Source organism: Rhizobium sp. B21/90 (assembly GCF_019355815.1).
In the GTDB taxonomy this organism is placed as follows: domain Bacteria; phylum Pseudomonadota; class Alphaproteobacteria; order Rhizobiales; family Rhizobiaceae; genus Rhizobium; species Rhizobium rhododendri.
Genome location: NZ_CP072162.1, coordinates 353,731 through 373,504 on the forward strand (window position 1 = coordinate 353,731; position 19,774 = coordinate 373,504).

The window sequence follows — 19,774 nt, forward strand, 5'->3', positions numbered from 1 at the left end:
ACCGAGATGGAGACACAAACAGAAACAGAAACAGAAAAAGAGACTTTTAGACCGTCATCGATCAAAAGCCGAAACGACTCGACGAGCAAAGAGGGGCTTAGGAGGAAAGAAAAATACGAGGGGGCAGTATGAGCGACAAGCCATGGCCTATCCTCATGAAGCCAACGGATATCGTTGGAATGAAACGAGCAGAACAGCTGTCTGGACGAGACGCTCGAACAGTGAAGCGCTGGTGCCTGGACTATCGAATTGGACACCAGTCCACTCCCAACGCCCCGTGGGAAATCTCCGGCCCTGCCTTAGTCATGATCCGCCACGGTGATTTTGACGCGCTGGAACTTTTGAGAGCAGGAGACCGCGCCTGTCCTCAAGTGACCCGCATCTTTGATTTCACAGGGTTTGAGCCCTGATTTTGTCAACGGATGCGAACCAGTGCCTAACGTGCCGGGGTGATCAAGGCAGCACACGGTGCGATACTGGGCACCAAATTAAGGAGCAGAGCGATGACCGCACAAGCCGCAACCTCAACGACAGCCCGCGAGCGTCGCGTTCCCGTCGCTCTCCGTGGCGCGAACGTGACCGAAACGTTCAGGGATAATCTGTTCGATGCCGCCAACAGGGCCGGCATGACAGCAAACGAATACGTTCTTCAGGCCGCCGCCGAGAAGCTGAAGGCATCCGGCCGGCAGTTCTCCGGCCTTTTCCGCCCAGGCGATATTTCGATGGGAGCGCACTGATGGGATTTCTCAGCAGCCTAACCGGTGGCGACGTCGGCTCGAACACACTCAAAGCCTTGAAGACCAACACCGGGCTTTTGAACGGCTTCGACGCAACCGGCAACTCGATCATCGATACCGGCGAGCAAAAATCAACTGATGCCATAAACGCAGGCATCGCCGGCTATCAGCCATATGCCGACGCCGGCACAAAGGCGCTCGGGACGTACACCGATGCCCTTGGCCTTAACGGCGACGCCGGCAACGCAGCGGCGACGGCGGCTTTCCACACTTCTCCGGGCTATGACTTCGCTATGGACCAAGGGACGACGGCGGCGCTCCGAGGTGCGTCGGCGGCCGGCATGCTGAACAGCGGCAACACTCTCACCGCCTTGACGAAGTTCGGGCAAGGGACGGCCGATCAGGAATACGGCTCTTGGCTCGATCGGCTCAGCAGTCTGCAGGGCGAAGGCCTTACCGCTGCCGGCGGCCAGCAGGCGGGGGACGCGCAACTCGCCACCACGTATTCGAACGGAGCCGACAATCGGCTGAACCTCGAAAACACCGTGACGCAGGGTCAGATCGGAATCAACACCCAGACCGCCGGCATTCAAGATCAGCAGGACGCAAACAAGAGCAGCTTCCTGGGCAAGCTGATCGGTGGCGTCGGCAGTCTCGCGCTCAAGCCCGCCACCGGAGGATTGTTCTGATGGTGGCAAAATTCACCGCTGCGGCGGCACCCGCTCTTTCCATCCCCCAGGTCGATACGTCCTGGCTCGGTCAGCTTACCAATGGGCTCGCGCAGTCGACGCAATCAAACGGGGCATTTCCACCGGCTCCCAGTTCCAGCGGATTTCCGCCGGCTCCGGCAGCCCCGGCCGGGTTCCTCCAGCGGTTGATAGGCCAAGTGCCGACGAACCAGCTCGCCACTAATCCCATGCTATCCGCCGCAACCCCCCGCCTTGGAGGCTGAACCAAATGGTCGCCAATCTCAAAAGCCTTGTCATCCCGCTCGATCCGCTTCCGCAGGTAAACACATCCTGGCTCGACAACCTCACCAAGGCCGCTGGCGACGCTATCGATCAGGCCTCCCAGAACAAATCAATCGAGCAAAACGTTATTCCAGCCATCACCGGTCGGCCTACGCCGCCGCCTCAGCCGGGCTTCCTTGGCCGCCTGTTGGGGCAACAGGCTGCGTCGCCGGCTGCCGCCATACCAGCGCCGGCCGCACAGCAGCAGATGGCATCGACTGCACCTGGCGGTATTCAGGCGCTTATTGCGTCGAATGTGCCACCAGAGATGCAGGCATACGCAACGAACCTGATCGGCAAGGAAAGTTCGTTCAATCCATCGGCTGTATCGCCGACAGGAGCGAAGGGGCTTGCTCAGTTCACAAAGGGTACCGGTGCCAAGTATGGACTGATCAGCGATCAGGGCGATATGCGAGGCGATCCTGTCGCTAATATCAAGGCGCTCGTTGCTCTGACCAACGACAACCGCAACACGCTGACGCAGGCTCTCGGTCGCCCTCCGACCGATGGCGAGCTAGCGCTTGCTCATCAGCAGGGCGCGCAAGGCGCAATCAACCTTCTCTCTGGCAAGGGCGTCTCCGCTCAAAATTTGGCTGTGAACGGAGTTGACCCGAACAGCAGCCCCGAAGCGGCGGCTCAGAAGATCATGGGATATTACGGCGGATCGTCGCCATCTCCCGCCGCTCAGGCTATTCAGCAGCAGGCCCCAAGCCAAGGGACTGCCCTTGGAAGAGGGAATACGCTTGCACCGGAAGGATCGCTCGCACCAGAAGATCAGGCTCGCCTTGATCATATGCGAGGTCCAGCGCCGGCGGCTACCCCATATCCAACATCAGAGGCCACTATCGGCACACCCGGATTGCGAGGCTATCAGGATCCGGCCATCACGACCGCCTATCAGCAGCCAAACGCCCAGCCTGAGACGGCGCAGCCTCCTATTGGTGATGGGAATGCACCCATGCCTGCGGGAGCCGTCCAAGCGCCGCAGCAGGTGGCTCAAGACCGCCGATCATCTTCCAACATCCTTGCCGCAGCACAGCCTGTAAGCCGCCAGAACATCAGCAACGATCAGATTGCAGCGATGGTTCGCGACCCCAACACCCGCGCTTTCGGCCTTCAGCTCTGGCAGCAAGTTCTGGGCAAAGCCGGCGACTCCCCTTGGGATTTCGTCAAGCTTGACGACGGCACCCTCGCTCGGGCGAATAAGCAGAACGGCCAGGTCGAGACACTAGGCAACTTCCAGAGCCGCAAAAAGGAACTCCAGAGCAACGGCAAGGGCGCGTTCTACGACACAGACTCTGGGCAATGGATTTTGCCGCCCGCCGGTGCTGGTGGCGACGGAAAAGAGTTCTTCGGTACGACAGTCCCCTACTACGATGCTCAGGGTCAGCTTCACTATCGCCAGCTTGCCAAGGACGGGAATGCAAAGGATCTGGATTTCGGCCCTGGTGCGACTGCCGCGCCTCCGACGCGCACGATCGACACGGGCACCGAACTCGTTACCGTCGGCCCCGGTGGACAGGAGATTTCGCGCGTTCCGAAGCAGAACCAGCAAGAATCCCGCGACAAGGCTCTCGGCACTGAACTTGGCAAGGCTAGCGGTGATGCCGCCGCGTCGCTGCCGCAGGCGGAAGGTGCAGCAAGCCAGATGCTATCGACTATCGACAGCTTGGCGAACGACAAATATCTGCCGAGCATGGTGGGTCCCATAAACAGTCGTCTCCCCAGTTTCAGCGCAGACGCCGCTCGGGTTCAGGCGAAGATGGACCAGATCGGTGGCCAGCAGTTCTTGCAAGCCTTCAACTCCCTCAAAGGCGGCGGCTCGATAACGGAGGTCGAGGGCGACAAGGCAACGAAGGCTATGGGCCGGTTGAATACGGCGCAGAGCGAAAAGGATTACAAGGATGCTCTGCAGGAACTCCGGGGCATCGTCACTCAAGGCCTTGCACGAGCCCGTCAGAAGGCGGCCGGTGCCGGTCATGCCTCAACGCCCGCAGCCTCCGACGCCCCTGCTGCTCCAGACCCATTGGGAATACGTTGATGCCAACCATTGAAGATATCCGCCAGCAATACCCGCAGTACAACGACATGTCGGACGGCGACCTCGCGAACGCCCTTCACCAGAAGTTCTATTCCGACATGCCGGCGGAACAGTTCAACGAGAAGATCGGCTTCTCATCGCAGCCGTCGCCAGCGTCGCCGCCGTCAGCCGCAGGAGAGCCCGGTATCGCAGGATCGATCGACGCCTTTGGGCGTGGCATTGTCAACGCGGTCACATTCGGATTTGGTGATGAAATCGGCGCTGCTGTTGACGCGGCCGGCAGTCATCTGCCCTGGCGTGATCCAAAGACATATGACCAAGCTCTTGCGGATGGTCGAACCAGCGATAAGGCCGTAGCGGCCGCGCACCCTGTCTCGAATATTGCTGGCAACGTGGCCGGTGCCGTCGGTGCCGGAACCGGAATGGCTCGAGCGGGTCTGAGCCTCACAGCGAGAGCTGCAGAAGCTGGAGCTGGGATCGGCAGGACGACGCTGGCATCTGCCATTGACGGGGGTATCGCAGGCGGCGTCCAAGGTTTCGGGCAAGGTGAAGGCACCGAAAACCGTCTACACGGAGCTATGACCGGGGCTGAAATTGGCGGGGCTCTGGGAACGGCGCTGCCATTGGCCGTTTCAGGAGTGGTCAATTCCGTTCGGCGGGCCGTCTCCCCCTTCACGATCAACCCGGAGCGCCAGGCGCTCGTTGACCAGCTTGGCAACGAGGGTGTTCGCGTCACCGCGGGACAGGCGACCGGCAGTCGCGGCCTTCGATATGCAGAAAGCGAGATCGGCGGCCAGCAAGCCGAAGACGCCATGAACAATCAGGGTGAGCAATTCACCTCTGCCATTCTCCGTCGCGTTGGCGTCAATGCCGATCGGGCGACCCCCGACGTCGTTGATCACGCCTTCACCCAGAACAGCAACCAATTCAACCAGGTCACCGCGGCGAACACCCTTGTGCCCGACCGCCAGCTTTCTACGGACTTCGTCGATAATTGGCGGGAGTATATGCAGCTCACCCCACCCAGCCAGCGTGCTCCAATCGTCGCGAACACCATGCGCGATATCAACAATGCCCTGACCAACGGCGGAACGCTCGACGGGGCGACATACCAGGCGCTTCGCTCCCGCTTAGCCCGCGCGGCCCGCGGCACAGCCGACCCGCAGCTCGGCCAAGCATTGAACGGCATGCGCGATGCACTCGACGATGGAATGGAGCGTAGCATCGCGGCAACGAACCCCAATGACTTGGGCGTGTTCCGTGACGCTCGAAACACCTACCGAAATTTGCTCGTTGTAAAAAAGGCAGCCACCGGTGCCGGTGAGAACGCCGCACAGGGGCTCATATCTCCATCGTCATTGCGAAACGCCACGATAGCCAGCCAGGGCCGTCGGCAGTATGCGCGCGGCCAAGGCGAATTCGCAGAATTGGCGCGAGCCGGCGAGGGCGTGATGAAGCCCCTGCCGAACTCCGGCACCGCAGGCCGGCTCAACGCCCAGAACCTTGGAGCCACCTTTCTCGGAGCTTTGGGCGGTATTGCCGGGACGACAGCCGGCGGGGCGGCCATGGGGGTAGGCGGTGCTGTCGCTGGAGCAGCAATCCCGAAAATCGTCGGACGCATGATGATGTCAGAGGGCGGACAGGCGTACCTCCGGAACCAGCTACTCACCGGAAACCTGTCGGCAGAGACCAGAGCAAGCCTCATCAGTGCGATAAGCCAGATCGACGCCAACGCTATCCCGCGCATCCTGGGTCAAGACCCACGGCCGCCGCTAGAGGTTACGGTGACGCCCCGCAGAGACGGTCATGTCAACGCACCATAGGGCAAGGAACGCGCCGCTCATGAAGCCGAGCCCGACCTCTCCCCAATGGAACCCATCGAGATACCATTGGCCAAACCAAAGGAAGGCCAGCATTGCCAGTGCCGGCCACCATATCCAGCCGAATGGCTTTCGTCGCGGCCGCTCGTCTGGGTCATGGTTGATGATCGGAGCACTCATACCCCACCATGCCGCATTTTGATCGAGGTGAAAAGATGGATGAAATGAAACTGGATTCGATCGACGGCCTGCTGGCCTATTTGGCTTTCCAAGCGCGGACGGGCGATCAGGAAGCAAGAGACGGCGCGTCGAGCACACTGAACGGGTTGGTCTTCAACCTTCACACCCACAGCGTGACCGCCAACGATGCGTTGTCCCTGCAGGCCTTCGCCGTCTCGCTCGCAAGGGCAATCAAGGACAGCGCCGATGACCCAGCCAAGGTGAGGGACATGTGTTCCCATCTCATTCCAGTGTTGCTGTCAGCAGGATCGGTCCTGGAGGCGTTGAACGGCTCGCCGTTGGCAGATCGTTTGTATTTCGATGAAGCCGCGCCAGCAATGGTGCAGTGAGGCAATCATGGCATTGAGCGGAGCGGACCTGCAGGCAGCAAGGAAGGCCGCCGGATTAAGCCAGAGTGGCCTTGCAGCAAAGGCCGGCGTCAGTCGGGACGCGGTCTCGTACTGGGAGCGGAAGGAACGGCTCAATTCTCGCGGATGGGCGGTGACGCGTATGGCATCGGTGCTGTCGCTCGACCTGAAGGTAAAAGCCACCAGTAACGCGCGCGCAGGGGGATGGGGTGTTAGCCGCATGGCGGCAATGCTCGAAGCCGAGGAAGCTCGTCGCCTTGTGAAGCTCGAGGACTGGAAACGACGCCATGACGAACGCGAGGCGCGCAGACAAGCCCGCCGGCGGGTGGCATGCGGCGCAAAGACGAGGAAGGCCACCGCTTGCCGGAATATGAGTGAGCCAGGCAAAGCTCGATGCAAGTTCCACGGCGGGATGAGTACCGGAGCCCGAACACCCGAGGGAATTGGCCGGATCGTCGAAGCTCAGCGTCGCCGCTGGTCCCGACACCATGCCCAAATGGAGGCAGTAAAATAGTGACCGATACTGGAAACAAGCCGCCGCGCGCCGGGATGGGCCGGCCGCAAGGGGCCTTGAACAAGACCACGGCCGCTTTGAAGGAAGCCATCCTGAACCCCGGCCCGTTCATGACGCTGCTGGGCAAGGTGCTGCCGCTGCAGATCGGTGGTGATCCTGAAAACCCGCTCATCACGCGGCCGATGCGCGACCTAACAGACGATGAGCTGACGGCTATCATCATCGCCGGGCAGAAGGGCGGACGTTCGCAGTAGGTGCCCTGTCTCGATCGTGACAGCCGGCGAAGACGATCGAGCATTTGGACCGCCTGGAGGCGCTGCATTACCCGTGAAATAGATGAAAGCATGCGACATCGACCTATACCCAGCGCCCCGGTCGCCTATATCAAGTCTCGCAATACAGAAAGCTTTGTTGGAAATCCTCTCGCAAGGTTTCTCCTACATACTGTTTGTGCATAATGCCGCTCAAAGGGGTGAACGTTTAAAAAATGGCGAAGGCGCAGATCAATCCAGCCATGCTCGCGTGGGCCAGCGAACGCGCGGGTCTAGACGCTGAAGCTATCGGCGAACGCCTCAAGGTCACGCCGGATCGCGCCCAAAGCTGGCTCGACGGAGCAGACAAGCCAACATTCCGGCAAGCGCAGCAAGCCGCGTCGGCACTACACGTCCCTTTTGGATTTCTGTTCTTGCGACGCGCCCCGGATGAAGAGATGGGTCTGCCCGACCTTCGAACCGTTGGCGGTGACCCCGCTCGAAATCTCGACTTGAATTTCCGTGACCTTCTCCGCGATGTCCTGTTCAAGCGGGACTGGTACCGAGACTATCTTTCCGAGATTGATGGAACTGAGCTTCCCTTCGTCGGAAGCTTCGACGTCTCTGCAGACGCTATTCAGGTTTCTGAGAGCATGAAATTGGTTCTATTCGGTCCGGAAAGTGAGCCGCCAGCTGCAGCGTCTTGGGAGGCTTACCTCTCCACCCTCATGAAATCGGCCGAACGTGCAGGTATCTGGGTGATGAGAAACGGTATTGTCGGCAGCAATACCCATCGCCCGCTTTCCGTTGACCAATTCCGAGGATTCGCGATAAGCGATCAAACTGTACCATTGGTATTTATCAATGGCCGAGACGCAAAGGCTGCGCAAATATTCACGCTTGCACATGAGCTGGCGCATATCTGGTTGGGACAAAGCGGCATCTCCAACGTCAAGATCGGCCAGACCGATTATGGCACGCATCGGGCTCTTGAACGAAAGTGTAACGCAATTGCAGCGGAATTCCTGGTTCCGGAAGCGCGTTTCCTTGAAAGGTGGCACGCTGATCGGTCTTTCATCGATAACGTCGACAGCAATTCTCGATTTTTCAAAGTCAGTCGTGTCGTAATTGCTCGTCGAGCATTTGATCTTGGCCAGTGCACCGATGATCAATACGGGCGGTTCTTCGCGTCGGAGGCTCAGCGTTGGGTACGTGACGATGAAGCTGGTGGTGGCGGAGATTTTTATAAGGTCCTACCAATCCGAAACGGTTCTCGTTTCACGAACTCTGTCGTAGGCGAAGCTGTATCTGGCCGAATGTTATTGCGTCAAGCGGCTGCGCTGCTGAATACTCAGCCGGCGGCTATCATGAAGTTTCATCGTAAAAGGCAGGCTGCCTGATGAAATTTCTCCTGGACAGCAACATCTTCATTGAAGCGAAGAACCGGTATTATGGGTTCGACATTTGCCCCGGCTTTTGGGATTGGATCGACCACGTTTGCGCCAATGACGTTGCATCGATTGTGGAAGTCAGGGACGAGTTAATTGACGGTCGAGATGATCTGGCTGATTGGATAACTGCACGAAACGAGGTCGCGTGGTTCCTTCGCGTCGACGACGACGCTACCCAGAGTAACTTCGTTGAGGTCGCGGACCACGTTTCGAATGCCGGTTATACCGCATCCGCGGTCGCAAAATTCCTGTCGAAAGCCGATCCCTGGCTCATCGCCAAAGCGATTACGTTGGGTGCCACAATCGTTACGCACGAAACGGTCGCTCAGCCGAGCGCAAAAAATAGAGTTATGATCCCAAACGTCTGCGTAAACTTTGGCGTTCCTTGCCTCGACACGTTCGACGCGCTGCGTCAGATGTCGGCATCATTTATGCTTCACCGCATCTAACTTGATGCTAGCGATCACACTCGCGGTGGGCCATTTTTCGAGGATGCCGACGTCCCGACAAGGGTGGTGGTGACTGTGCGATCCGTTGTTCTCGATACCTAGATTTGGACGAGACAAGTGATTTTGAATTTTGGAGAAATAATTGAGCAATCAGACAGATGTTGCAGCGTTGACGGCCGGGGTTGTGGCAGTCTCGGTCACCATATTCGTTACGCCTGGTCCGTTCGAGTTGACAGGCGCTTTAGTTGCAGTAACGCTAGGTCTTGTGCTGTGGGGGTATGTATGGAACAGCCCGAGAGGTACGCCCCAAAGTATAGCGCTCTCATCCGTATGTGGCATTTTGGCCATGCCTGTTTTGGGATATCTTCTCGAAGTTTTCTTTAAGGCGACCGATGTCCCCAGCGACGCGGCCGCCAGTTCAGTTAGCAGTTGGGAACTCGCCACCGGTTGGATCGTGGTCCTAGCCTTGGTCTTTGTTGTCGATCGGAGTACGCAGCCAAGATCGACCCCTTAGAATGTCTCGTTTGCTTGGGAGGTAAAGAGTGGGCCGAAAGGATGCGTGTGCTACAGACGTGCGAGCAACTTCAAGCTTCCGGCAGTTTCATTCGCTCAACGCCCGGGAATTCGCGAATCTTGCGTTATCATTTTCGCAAGAAGCTCCTCCACCACCCACCGCGGGCATCCGAACCGATCCTCGAAGACTAAATCATCTTCGATCTCGGCGCAGATATATTCCAAAGCAGCTTGGATCGTGAGGACTTGTCGCTTCGTCAGGTTGCTAGTTGTCATCGAGCTTTCCAAAACTGACTGAAATAGAAGACCAGAACGCTGTCAGGGGAGCCCATTACGACGTTTCAGCGATATGTCTGCAGTACGCTGCGAGGAAGCTGCGCGCGACCATATCGGCTAAGCAGAACTGGTCCACGGTAGGACCACCGGTGAGCCACTTTTTTAATGCTTCCGGCTTATCCCTACCTGGGTGACTGAGATTGCTTGATCGAAAACGATATAGATTTATGGCCTGATCCTTTGCGTCATCGGGTATTTGTAGGACAGATGCCACCGTGGCGATCGAAGGCAGCATGTTGATCAGACCGATATTCCGGAGTTCGGTAGATGCATCACGAATAGCTTCCGGTTTGTTCGCCCGCCTAGAAAGTGTCTCGGCAAACTCTGACGCAAATTTTCGCTCATCCTGCCGTATGCTGTCTCCACGCTCCCGGCGTATCGAGGTCATGACGCCGCTGACTATCGCTTCCACGCAGAGGACATAGTGCTGAAGGATTGAGCGCTGCAGCGGCTTCGCGCCGGCAGTGACTTGTAGCTGCCATGCTGTCAGGAGGTGGATGTAAGCGTTTTCGGCAACAGTATCCTTTTCGGTGGTGGCGAAAAGCACCCTGACATCCGGTAAATCAGTTTCGATTAAAGGGTCTGGCTCGTGGAACATCGCAATACTGGCTGTTTGCGACCAAGCGGAAAGCTCTTGCTGCTCGCCTGCCCGACGAAGCCTCCGAAGCTCAGCGTGGTAACGCCTTCCCGGTATCGAGAGGCTCAGCGAGAGAAGCAGTCTGTCCGCTATACGCTGAGCAAAATCGCATGCATCGTCAGCATTCGCCGCTTCAACATCGATTTGGAGGCGGTGTCGGCTCTGCACTTCGTCTCTTGGAGGGTAAGCTATGACCTGGGAATCCAAGGAAGCATCCATCGTCAGGACCGGTGCTCGCCTCTTTTTGTTATCGTCAAATTCTTCTTGAGACAACGGTGCAAGTGCAATCTGGTTTGTGAGTCTTAACAAACTAGATGGGAGCTTTGGTCCAGTTACCATCCACCAGGTTTGCCACTGTTCCCGGGCTGCCGATTGCGGTCGCATAGTTTTTTAATCCCTTGGCCTGAGCCTACAATCGCAGTCCGAGCTTTTCACCGGGGTCGATTATGTACATTGGTTTTTTGCTCAATTCGATCGCAGAGGACGATCTACCATTCAACCATCGCTTAACGCTTTGCTCTGGAGGTTCTCCACGGTTGACGTCTATCGATCTGCCCATGATGTCTATCCGGCGGCCTCCGAAGGCTGGGATGTCAATGCCACGCCCAAACTTTGATGGCCCATAGTCCGCTGTCCATCGTGACCGATGCGGAAAAGGTTTGCTTTGGCCGCCTGAAAAGAATGCCCATACGTCGATATCTTTGAGCCCATTCGCGCCGCTTGCATAGTGCAAAGCACCCCCCTGACCCAGGGCCAATAAGAGAAGTCTCTCCTTATAAAGGGCGGCAATTGGCGCAGTTTTGAAAACCTGATTCAATCGGCTCCATGCCACCTCAGCGAAGAGCTGCAGATCAGATCGCTCGATAACGCAAAATGAGCGCTCCTCTGTTCGGGTATCAAAAGATGCCATATCGGCCATTAATGTCGACGGCCGGAGTGGTGCGGATAGACATAGTGCCCGCCCGGGTGCTTGGCGAAACAGCTCGCGCGCTTGCATGTGCCGGTAGAGAAGCCGCTGTAGGACCGCGTGTCGCGCCGTGCTTCGACCGCAGTAGCAAACACGGTGGCTGCTGTGAAAAGAAGAATGGCGGCGAATTTCATGACGATGCTCCCATAAGGTTGAGCGTAATCATGCAGAGATTCTCGCCTAAGTCGAGTCATTGGTCTGCGAATTTAAGCCATCGCGAGCACTCGTTCTATTCGGGAGCAAGAAGGCGAAGCCACAGCATCGCAAGTGCTGACCGAGTTATGAGGACGCTCGGCGCACCAGAGGCAGTCTCCGACAAATAACTACTTGCTTCCACAAGCTTGAGGCTTCTGATCTTGGATTGAATGTTTGACGGCAGAGTTGAAAACGGCGGCGACTTGTGGCTGGGCGTACCGTTATCGTTGACCACACAAACTTCATTGCCCTTCAAATATACGTGCGTGTGATTTTTTTGGTTCGGCTGGTGGGCGATATCAAACCGTGCAGAGTATCGGTTGTCGAGCTTATATGTCCGTCCTTCTTCAATTAGGCCTTGAGCAGCATTATGCGCCTCAGCGTCATTCGTCAGGTACCATAGCACCACAGGTGAACGGCTGGCTCGCTCCTTTTCGACGTACTCTTTATAAGTCAACACAATTGCTTCCTCCTAGTTTCAACCTCCACGCACGCCCGTGTCGCCTTGGCGAGATAAGGGCGCAGCATAGTCAATATCCTATCGGCTGCCACCGCAACCGGCACCGGCCTCGTTTTCTACAGGGTAGGGCGTTTCAAACTTGCTGGCATGAGCAAATCACTTTCGGAAACGCACATCCTTTCCACAGGCAGTCGGTGGATTCTGGGGATTGGGCCGAAATGGATTCGTCATCGCCGGCAAGCTGGCGTCGAGTGGCAGGAGGAGATTTGCCATGTCGATTGCTTATTTGACCAGGAATGCAAATTCGGCCGAACGGAACCGGCAGAGGATCAAACGTGAGGGCTTTACCATTAGAGGCGACAAGATTTGGACGACGGAAGAGGATGAGATTGTCCGGTTCCTCTTTCCGAGCTACCCTGACATCGTAGGGGCGCTCCCTCATCGTACCCTTCGCGCATGCCGCACTCGAGCCCGAACCCTAAATCTGGTTACTAGACGCCCGCCTTTCACAGCGAGAGAGCTTTCCCTCGTAAGACGTCTTTACCCAACGGCGGTGCGAGAAGTCCTGATGCCGCTTATGCCGGGCAGGACGTGGGACCAGATCGCAAAGCTTGCCACGCGAAATGGAATATATCGTTTGCCGAAGCCCTTCCTCCCAACTGGCATCACGGTTCTTGATCAAATCAGAGCTAGATGTCGAGAGCTTAACTACACGATGCCTGACCTGGACAAAATGATCAGAAGTCGAGGCTATTTCGGCAACGCAAACTGGTCCAATGGACACATCCACCATCGCGATATAGGGCGAGCGATCAACGCCCTATTCGGCGACCTCAGGGCGGACTGGAAGTAGGTTAGCTTTGTTTCTCATCGGCGTAGGACAGTCGAATGTTGTTTCGATCGCTGAACCATTGGCTTGGCGTCCGGATCAGCTTTTGGTCCATTCGCAGGTACCGCGCAAAAATTGGAACACTATCTTTGTAGAAGGCGGTTATGCCCCTGAAATGTTCGGTTCTTCGCTTTATTGCCGCCAATCTTTCAGGCCCGGGCTGCAAATCCGCCATCTCATAGGTTGCGGATTGAAGGTGGACATAGTCCTCCCACAGCTTTTCCAGGTACTCGCGGACATCGTTCCCAAATAGGAACTCGGCGCGATTTATAGCGGTCAGCAGGTTGAACTGAGCCTCGTCCGCAACGGTGCCGCTAGTGTTTACTGACCTCACTGCGGATTTCACCAATTCATAAACAGCCAATCGACGCTCGAACATCTCGAGCACGACTTTCTGATGAGCCGTTCGCCATTGCATGAACGCTATTACGCCAACGGCCACGGCGATGGCTGGCGTCAGAAGGGCTTGAAGCGCAGCAACCCATATCGGCATTGAACTCACTCTCCCTTCTTCGGCCTTGCCAGCCGGACACCAGCGCCGCCGCCGTTCTCAGGTATGAATTTCACACCTGCTTCTATCAGCGCGGTCTCGATAGCCTTGATCGTGTTCGAGTGACCGGACAGTTCCCCCTCCATCGCTTCAAGCCTTTTTATGGTCGGGACCGATACCTGGCAACGATCAGATAAATCCTGCTGCGACCACCGCAAGAGAGCTCGGGCAGCACGCAATTGTTCAGCGTCCACGTTATTTGATCCTTTTGGGAAAGAAAATGATCCGTATGGTATTGAAATATGATCCTATAAGGTTTAAATAATCCCTAACGGATCAAAATACAACGGGATTTGCTTCAATGTTCCACATTCGCAACATTATGACCGAGGCCTGGGCCATCTACCGCCGCGAAACCCGCTCCAGCCGGCCCAGCCACGTTGAGGGCCGCCGCAAGCTGTTCGCTCAGTGTCTCCGCACCGCCTGGACTTGGGCAAAGCAGCGGATTGCCGACGGCAAGAAAACAATGCAGGAGCGCGCCGCCGAGCGGGTGCAGGAACTGACCATCGAACTCATGCGGGTCGATGCCCGACCATGGAAGATGCGCATAGCCGGCGACCGCCAGGCAGTGCTCGCGGAAATCAAAATGCTTGGAGGGGTGATCCAATGAAGACCAGCGAAACCACTGTGGCTGACGTCTGCGCTGCCGACGCTCTCTCGTTCATGGCCAGGATCGGCAAGGGTCGGGGCTATCAGTATTGGACCGCCGAACCGACCGGCAGTTATTCGAGCGACTGTGCGCGTGGCCGGGAGCTTGCGGCGGAATACCTCGAATATCTTGGCCGGCACCCGACGAACGGCAATGCGAGCCTGCTCGGCCCCATCGTGCTCGATATGATCAGGTCCGACGTGAGCCGGGGGCTTGTCGTTGGCTTCATGGGTGCGGTCAACGAATACGCAATGTCTGTAGCCCGCCTGCTCTCCGGCGAATTCGACGGCACGCCGCACACGCAGATATTGGTGTCCAGCGCCGCCCCGCCGCCGGAATAGACGGCCTCACTCGCCCAGCTTCAACCGACCATAGGAGATATCAATGCCGAATACAGTCCTGGCAGCTGGCGAAGCTATGCCATCTATCACCACGAACCGCCGCCGCTTCCTTCTCGGTCTTGCTGCCGCATCTGCTGCAGCTGCAGCCACAGCTTCTGCGCCTGTCGCCGCCATCGGTTCGGAGAACCCGAAGCTGCTCGACTTTGCCACTCGGCTGCCGGCCGTCGCCGGGGCATATCACAAAGCCTATGACGCGTACCACGAGATGAGCGAACGCCGGAAAGCGTCAACGCCCCTTGCACCCGATGAAATAACTGAAATCGGCAATAGCAATCCTTGGACCGAGCCGCAGGCGGGCGACACCGAGAGATACGCTACCGGGAGTTACCTATTCCGTCAGGGCGAACAGTGGCCTCGCCGCATTATGACAACGTCTTGGCAAATCGAGACGCAGATAGGCCGCGCGCTCAAGGCCAAGCGGTTGGCAAAGAAGAACAGGGTGGCCGCCGAGTTCCTCGATGCAGAAGCAGAAGCCCAGCGGCTCAAGTCACAACTCGAAACGGTCACCGCATATGAGGTAAAGCGCGAGCATGCTTGCGCCGCCGCCCTGGCAGATCATGAACTTCTCTATCCCGCTCGAGAACAGGCGCTCGCAGCATTCGCTGACCACGTTTCCGCAGTCATGGCTGAAGACGACTGGACCATGGAAGGGCTCCTTATCAAAGCCGAAACGCTCATGGAGTGGAGCCGGCTCGACAAAAACGAAAAGATCTACGGTCAAATTCTCGGTGGGGGCGCGGACTGGCACGCCAGCATTGCCAAATCCATCCTTCGCCATGCCCAGGGAGGCGCATCATGAATACCACTCGCCGTTCGTTCCTCGGCGGCTTGGCCGTTGCCTCTGCCCTCACATCCACTTCAATCGCCCATGTGGCCGCCGAGACCTCGCAGGATGCGGCGTTACTCGCCCTCGGCAAGCACTTTGATACCGCTCATGCCCAGTTTCAAGATGCGAACGAACGGCTACCGGCATTCAAGGATGCGTACCGCGCAATCGCCCCCGACGGGAATGGCGTCCTGTTCGAGGAGTATCGCGATGGGCCTTGGCGGCGGTACCTGGAACTATACCACGACCCGACCAGCCCGACATCACGCGCAATGAAGTCAGAACGCGGCTTCCGGATGATGAAGGTATGCAGGCTTCAAATCGACGGGCACGTAGAGAAGGGATTTGCCGATCCCCACAACGTAAAGTTCATTCGGGCCAAAGTCGTCAAGTTCGAAGAGCAGCAGAAGGCAGCCGAGCACGCTTCCGGCTTAGCAGGCGCGATGAACGAATATCAATCGGCGGAAGCCGAGCTGCGCCGGATCGTCCATCAGATTGCGGAGTGCCGAGCCGCTACGCTGGCCGGCGTCGCTCTGAAAGTACGGGCGACAGCTGCGTATGCCGCTCTCGGGGCCGAAGAACGCTTCACTGCCAGTATGTGGCTCGCGAAGGCCGTTTGGTCCGACCTTGGGGAGGACGTCTAAAATGGACACCGCAGGCACTACGGCCTGCCCCGCCGCACGTTCCCCGGCTGTCTTCGCCTTCCGTAGGCGCGAACTGGAACGGTGGATCGACCAGGCCATAGCCTTGCTGGACACGATGGACGGTGACGCCGATCTCGAAGACGACGACTTAGAGGACATCGACGAGCGCGAGCCGCCGCTTGGCAAGGTGCTCGGAGGCGCTGGCTTGTGATCAAATCAGTAAAGCAAAAGTAAAGCATTCCAAAACACGGGATCGGTCCGTAGGTACGCACCCAGGTTCGCACCCAGGTTCGCACCCCCTACGCGCGAGTGGTGATCATGGTCATAACTTCAGGGATTACTTTTTCGCCGCGCTCGGCATCGCGACGAACGGTCCGTTCATCCTTGCCAGTGGCATTGGCTGTCTCGGATGCAAAGGATGCAGTGGACAAATTGTCCGTTGCAAAATGCTTCGCAATAGCGCCCGCCACGCCTGCCGCCGTTTCAGGATGCAGCTCAAGATATATCGCTTTGCGACGAGCCGTCTGAACGGCCCGCTCCGACGCGGACAGTTCCGCCCGCATCAGATTTTCGTCGATCATTGCCCGCTCAGCATGAAGGTGGTCGACCACTCCCCCCATTACTTCGTATTTAAGAATCACAAATGTGGAAGTTTGAATCGGCCGCTAAGACTATGTCTTCGGCGGCCGGCCGCGCTTCGCCGGACCCTTCCAAGCTGGTTTTCTCCGCAAATCATCGACCAGTCGTTGGCGAAGGGCCGCGGCGTCTGCATCAGTCCAAGGCCCCTCAGCGCTTTTTGATGGCCCCCTTCGGCGAGGGCCGCCCTCAACCCTCTTCAGCAGCTCGTCGGTATCGTTTTCCGTCCACCGGGAAACGGCAGCGCCAGCTGCCGGCAGATGCTTTGGCTTGGGTTTCGCCGCCTCGATGATCTGCACAACGTCGGATGGCATGAGAAACATCGTCTTTCCAATGATCCGGCACGCGCCGATCCGCCTCGCGTGCTCTCGCAACGTTCGTTCGGAAAGGATGATGCCATTGGACTGCAAGACCGCCACCACGGCGGCCGGTGTCATCGCTTGATCAAGCGGGTTGCTGTCTTCCATAACTCCGCCAGTCGATCGTCGAGACGCCGAACAAAGCCGAACTGCATTCTGAATGCGCCCTACGTGGCCGCGACCGATGTGCTTCTGGCACGGCCTTCAAATATTTTTAGGTAATTCGATGTGGTGATATCTTGCGCGTACATGCAGTGGAGTAACCAAAGGCGCTTCCATAGCTCATCAGCCTCGGGAAGGTAATTTACCGCCAGACCGAGCGCCTTGGCTTCACGATGATCGACAACTGAGCCATGAGAATGAAAAACGTTCTTCGTGGAAAGAGCCTCTACGACGGCGCTTACCTCATGGGGCGTTTTTCCGGCGAGCATTCCATTCTGAAGAAGCGTTGTGGCCAATTTCGTGGTTTGCATAATCGCGTATGCCGCGAGGCGGTGTAGCGGATAATTCTGCTGCGCAATTGGAGGCTCGATCAAAATCGAGGCCGGCACGCCATTCAGGGCAGGATCGATAGGTCCCAGTTCTGACGTGGGACCCATGATGATTTCACGCGCCGCCAGACATATCATCGTGCCGTTACTCTTGGCAGCGTTGACCACAATCACGCGAAGGTCGGTTACCGTACTTTGAAGCAGGGAGACGATTGCCTCCGTCGCATCCGTCTCACCACCATTCGTTTCGAGAAGGAGATCAGTCGGCGCGCCGTTCAAATCCCCCAGCAGCTCCGCGACATACGGGATATCGCCTGCATTGATGATCGACTCTTGTTTGAAGCGGTTCGCAAAATACACGACCAGACGTCGACCGGTCATCTCTTCGATATCTGAGATGAGGAGCTGGCGGAGGTATCGATCTTTCTGCTGAACCCAAAACAAGGGCGACTGGGATGGAAGCGCCTTTCCTCTCGGAAATTTAGCCTCTTCGGCGACGGTCTTAGTCACGTCCTTGGTCATGCTGTGCTGGAACCTTCAAATCGGCCGCATCGCCATGAACCATGCGACGCATCTTATCATAGTCCGGCCGCGGTTCAGCAGGAGCGTGAACAACCCTTGTATCCACCATGCGTCCGGAAGATTTCGGACGTGTGATGTCGGAAATGTCTGCCATGGCCAAGGATTCATAGATATTCATGGTGCTCTCCATCGAGCAAATAATTGCTCGCCTGACTTCTACGTGCCGACGTTTGCGTGAACCTGACGACAACTTCAGTAGTCTCACAAGAATCAGTGCAAGACCCGCAGGTCAAGCCAATTGTTGGCATCACGCACGCTTCTGGTCTTTTCGTATGCTCTGTAACGTAGGAAAGTTAAAAAGGTCGCATCATGACGGGGCGGCACAGCCAATCACCTATCTGTCGAACCAAGTAGACAATCATCACGTGGTGGCGCAAGACATCACCTTTGATCGCAAGTGTTCTCTGCCGACCGGATGAGCGAAATGGGGATGGAAATGGGGATGGATTTGCACCTTAAACTTATATCTAATATAAACAAGTAGATATAGGATTAGTTAGTCGGACACCCTCTCCGCCAATTCCTGATTTGGATTCCGCCATCTTTAGCGGCTATCTGCGGTAGCTCGCATTATTTTCCAGTTTTTTTGCTGATGTGCTCACTAAAGAGATTGGCGTGTGTCACTCACAGGCCATTGCACGTTATCGCAATTTTCTGCCGATGCTCATGCGGCCGGGATTGATCCCCGGCCGCGATCGCAGTTCGCCTTAGTGCCTTGCAGGCTCAGTGCCCTGGATGGCGGAGAGGAGCCATTCGGTGCCGGGTTTGCGGGTGAAGGTCCAGAGTTCGGTGGATTCGCTCGGGTTGCGGTCGTCGCCGTCGACGAGCTTGCCGCTGTTGCGATCGACCATGGCATCGATGCTGGAGTAGCGCATGGCGAGGGTCGCGTAGTCGACACCGTTTTCGCGCCATGCTTCGGATACGTCGCCCTGCAGCAATTTCACCTGCGATACGGTGTTGCGGACGCCATTGGTGGCGTTTTCGCCGAGTTCTTCGGCCAGATAGGACATGGCTTCAGGCGTCGTCAGGGCGCGGATGGCACTATAATCTTCGGCGCCGTAGGCGGTCTGGATTTTGGTGAGCAGTGCTTCGAAGCGGCTGTAGTCGGTTGGCGACAGGCCGATTTCGTCGCTCGGCTTGGCCGATGTCTTCGGCGCATTGCCGGAACCGTAGCCTGAGCCTGAGCCTGAGCCGCCCAAGGTCGGAATGCGGAAGGACGGCGTCATTGGCGACGGGCCGGCATAGGCGTTGCCTGCCGATGGTGAGGCTGCACCCTGCCGGCGATTGGCGAAGAAGCGCATGGCGAGCATGATCAGGCCGCCGACGATGGCGATCTGCAGGAGCATGCCGAGGAAGCCGGCCGCACCGCCAAAGCCGTGGCCGAGGAACATGCCGAGCAGGCCGCCGATGGCAAGGCCGCCGAGCAGCGAGCGGCCGAAGCCACCGAACATTCCGCCGGTGCGGGGCGCGTTGACGCCAGGCTGCGGCTGAAATTGCGGCGAGGTCTGGGGTGTCATCGAGCGCTCGATCGGCGCGGCAGTGGTCGGGGCCGTGCTGGTGGCTGGCGGCGCCGTATAGGTGCGGGTGCCTCTGCTTCCGAAGCTCATGCCGCCGCCGGCGCGCCGGGCATCCGCATCACCGATGGTAGCAAAGACGCTGGCCGCTGAAACGACGGCGATAAGAGCGAATTTGGCGAAACGCGAGGCAGCGGGCATTGCTTCTCCTATGAGGCACTGAACTGTGACGTTCCTCATATAGGGACTGCAGATCACAGTTTTA

The 19,774-nt window shown here is 57.6% G+C and carries 24 protein-coding genes; 15 read left to right on the plus strand and 9 right to left on the minus strand.

Going from position 1 to position 19,774, the window contains the following annotated elements; translation table 11 throughout:
• The first annotated feature begins 128 nt into the window (after positions 1–128).
• From J5278_RS01655 to J5278_RS01700, 10 genes are all read left to right on the plus strand, one after another.
• The gene (locus tag J5278_RS01655) at positions 129–410 is read left to right on the plus strand and encodes a hypothetical protein (protein WP_209185395.1); all 282 of its coding nucleotides are present in this window, start codon (positions 129–131) and stop codon (positions 408–410) included.
• 93 nt (positions 411–503) lie between these two features.
• On the plus strand, positions 504–737 hold the full coding sequence (locus tag J5278_RS01660) for a hypothetical protein (protein WP_209185394.1): 234 nt from the start codon (positions 504–506) through the stop codon (positions 735–737).
• Positions 737–1,426 (plus strand): hypothetical protein, encoded by a 690-nt coding sequence (locus J5278_RS01665; protein ID WP_209185393.1) that lies wholly within the window; start codon positions 737–739, stop codon positions 1,424–1,426. Before J5278_RS01660 ends, J5278_RS01665 begins: the two co-directional genes overlap by 1 nt.
• A 268-nt stretch (positions 1,427–1,694) precedes the next feature.
• Positions 1,695–3,788, plus strand: coding sequence for a transglycosylase SLT domain-containing protein (locus J5278_RS01670; RefSeq protein ID WP_209185392.1), 2,094 nt, complete (start codon positions 1,695–1,697; stop codon positions 3,786–3,788).
• Complete coding sequence (locus tag J5278_RS01675; RefSeq protein ID WP_209185391.1) at positions 3,788–5,611, plus strand: hypothetical protein; 1,824 nt, start codon at positions 3,788–3,790, stop codon at positions 5,609–5,611. The genes J5278_RS01670 and J5278_RS01675 overlap by 1 nt, the downstream gene beginning before the upstream one ends.
• Before the next feature lie 212 nt (positions 5,612–5,823).
• On the plus strand, positions 5,824–6,177 hold the full coding sequence (locus J5278_RS01680; protein ID WP_209185390.1) for a hypothetical protein: 354 nt from the start codon (positions 5,824–5,826) through the stop codon (positions 6,175–6,177).
• 7 nt (positions 6,178–6,184) lie between these two features.
• Positions 6,185–6,709, plus strand: coding sequence for a helix-turn-helix transcriptional regulator (locus tag J5278_RS01685; RefSeq protein ID WP_209185389.1), 525 nt, complete (start codon positions 6,185–6,187; stop codon positions 6,707–6,709).
• Positions 6,709–6,963: a hypothetical protein gene (locus J5278_RS01690; protein WP_307877462.1), complete on the plus strand. Its 255-nt coding sequence runs from the start codon at positions 6,709–6,711 to the stop codon at positions 6,961–6,963. The genes J5278_RS01685 and J5278_RS01690 overlap by 1 nt, the downstream gene beginning before the upstream one ends.
• A 233-nt stretch (positions 6,964–7,196) precedes the next feature.
• Positions 7,197–8,360, plus strand: coding sequence for an ImmA/IrrE family metallo-endopeptidase (locus J5278_RS01695; RefSeq protein WP_209185388.1), 1,164 nt, complete (start codon positions 7,197–7,199; stop codon positions 8,358–8,360).
• Positions 8,360–8,860 (plus strand): DUF4411 family protein, encoded by a 501-nt coding sequence (locus J5278_RS01700; protein ID WP_209185387.1) that lies wholly within the window; start codon positions 8,360–8,362, stop codon positions 8,858–8,860. Before J5278_RS01695 ends, J5278_RS01700 begins: the two co-directional genes overlap by 1 nt.
• A gap of 844 nt (positions 8,861–9,704) precedes the next feature.
• Here the strand turns inward: J5278_RS01700 and J5278_RS01705 are convergent.
• The 5 genes from J5278_RS01705 to J5278_RS01725 all read right to left on the minus strand — a co-directional run bounded on the left by J5278_RS01705 (position 9,705) and on the right by J5278_RS01725 (position 13,601).
• A complete protein-coding gene (locus J5278_RS01705; protein ID WP_209229396.1) occupies positions 9,705–10,553 on the minus strand; it encodes a hypothetical protein in 849 nt (282 codons plus the stop codon).
• A 711-nt stretch (positions 10,554–11,264) separates the two neighbouring features.
• Complete coding sequence (locus J5278_RS01710; protein WP_209185385.1) at positions 11,265–11,447, minus strand: hypothetical protein; 183 nt, start codon at positions 11,445–11,447, stop codon at positions 11,265–11,267.
• Positions 11,448–11,542: 95 nt separating this feature from the next.
• The gene (locus tag J5278_RS01715) at positions 11,543–11,968 is read right to left on the minus strand and encodes a hypothetical protein (RefSeq protein ID WP_209185384.1); all 426 of its coding nucleotides are present in this window, start codon (positions 11,966–11,968) and stop codon (positions 11,543–11,545) included.
• Between the two features lie 854 nt (positions 11,969–12,822).
• Entirely contained in the window at positions 12,823–13,350 is a 528-nt protein-coding gene (locus J5278_RS01720) for a hypothetical protein (RefSeq protein ID WP_209185383.1), read from the minus strand.
• A 5-nt stretch (positions 13,351–13,355) separates the two neighbouring features.
• Entirely contained in the window at positions 13,356–13,601 is a 246-nt protein-coding gene (locus J5278_RS01725; RefSeq protein WP_209185382.1) for a helix-turn-helix transcriptional regulator, read from the minus strand.
• Positions 13,602–13,708: 107 nt separating this feature from the next.
• Between J5278_RS01725 and J5278_RS01730 the strand changes: the two genes are divergently transcribed.
• From J5278_RS01730 to J5278_RS01750, 5 genes are read left to right on the plus strand one after another with little or no spacing between them, the layout of a single operon-like run.
• Entirely contained in the window at positions 13,709–14,017 is a 309-nt protein-coding gene (locus tag J5278_RS01730) for a hypothetical protein (protein WP_209185381.1), read from the plus strand.
• Complete coding sequence (locus J5278_RS01735) at positions 14,014–14,397, plus strand: hypothetical protein (RefSeq protein WP_209185380.1); 384 nt, start codon at positions 14,014–14,016, stop codon at positions 14,395–14,397. Before J5278_RS01730 ends, J5278_RS01735 begins: the two co-directional genes overlap by 4 nt.
• 43 nt (positions 14,398–14,440) lie before the next feature.
• Positions 14,441–15,256 carry a hypothetical protein gene (locus J5278_RS01740; RefSeq protein WP_209185379.1) on the plus strand — a complete coding sequence of 272 codons (816 nt, stop codon included), beginning with the start codon at positions 14,441–14,443 and terminating at the stop codon, positions 15,254–15,256.
• Positions 15,253–15,927 carry a hypothetical protein gene (locus tag J5278_RS01745; protein WP_209185378.1) on the plus strand — a complete coding sequence of 225 codons (675 nt, stop codon included), beginning with the start codon at positions 15,253–15,255 and terminating at the stop codon, positions 15,925–15,927. Before J5278_RS01740 ends, J5278_RS01745 begins: the two co-directional genes overlap by 4 nt.
• A gap of 1 nt (position 15,928) precedes the next feature.
• Positions 15,929–16,138 (plus strand): hypothetical protein, encoded by a 210-nt coding sequence (locus J5278_RS01750; protein WP_209185377.1) that lies wholly within the window; start codon positions 15,929–15,931, stop codon positions 16,136–16,138.
• A gap of 88 nt (positions 16,139–16,226) precedes the next feature.
• Here J5278_RS01750 and J5278_RS01755 read toward each other — a convergent pair whose 3' ends face one another.
• The 4 genes from J5278_RS01755 to J5278_RS01770 all read right to left on the minus strand — a co-directional run bounded on the left by J5278_RS01755 (position 16,227) and on the right by J5278_RS01770 (position 19,710).
• Positions 16,227–16,508, minus strand: a complete 282-nt coding sequence (locus J5278_RS01755; RefSeq protein WP_209185376.1) for a hypothetical protein — start codon at positions 16,506–16,508, stop codon at positions 16,227–16,229.
• Positions 16,509–17,089: 581 nt separating this feature from the next.
• Complete coding sequence (locus tag J5278_RS01760; RefSeq protein WP_209185375.1) at positions 17,090–17,935, minus strand: hypothetical protein; 846 nt, start codon at positions 17,933–17,935, stop codon at positions 17,090–17,092.
• Positions 17,916–18,113 (minus strand): hypothetical protein, encoded by a 198-nt coding sequence (locus tag J5278_RS01765; RefSeq protein WP_209185374.1) that lies wholly within the window; start codon positions 18,111–18,113, stop codon positions 17,916–17,918. Before J5278_RS01765 ends, J5278_RS01760 begins: the two co-directional genes overlap by 20 nt.
• A 589-nt stretch (positions 18,114–18,702) precedes the next feature.
• Positions 18,703–19,710 carry a Tim44 domain-containing protein gene (locus J5278_RS01770; protein WP_209185373.1) on the minus strand — a complete coding sequence of 336 codons (1,008 nt, stop codon included), beginning with the start codon at positions 19,708–19,710 and terminating at the stop codon, positions 18,703–18,705.
• Positions 19,711–19,774 lie beyond the last annotated feature (64 nt).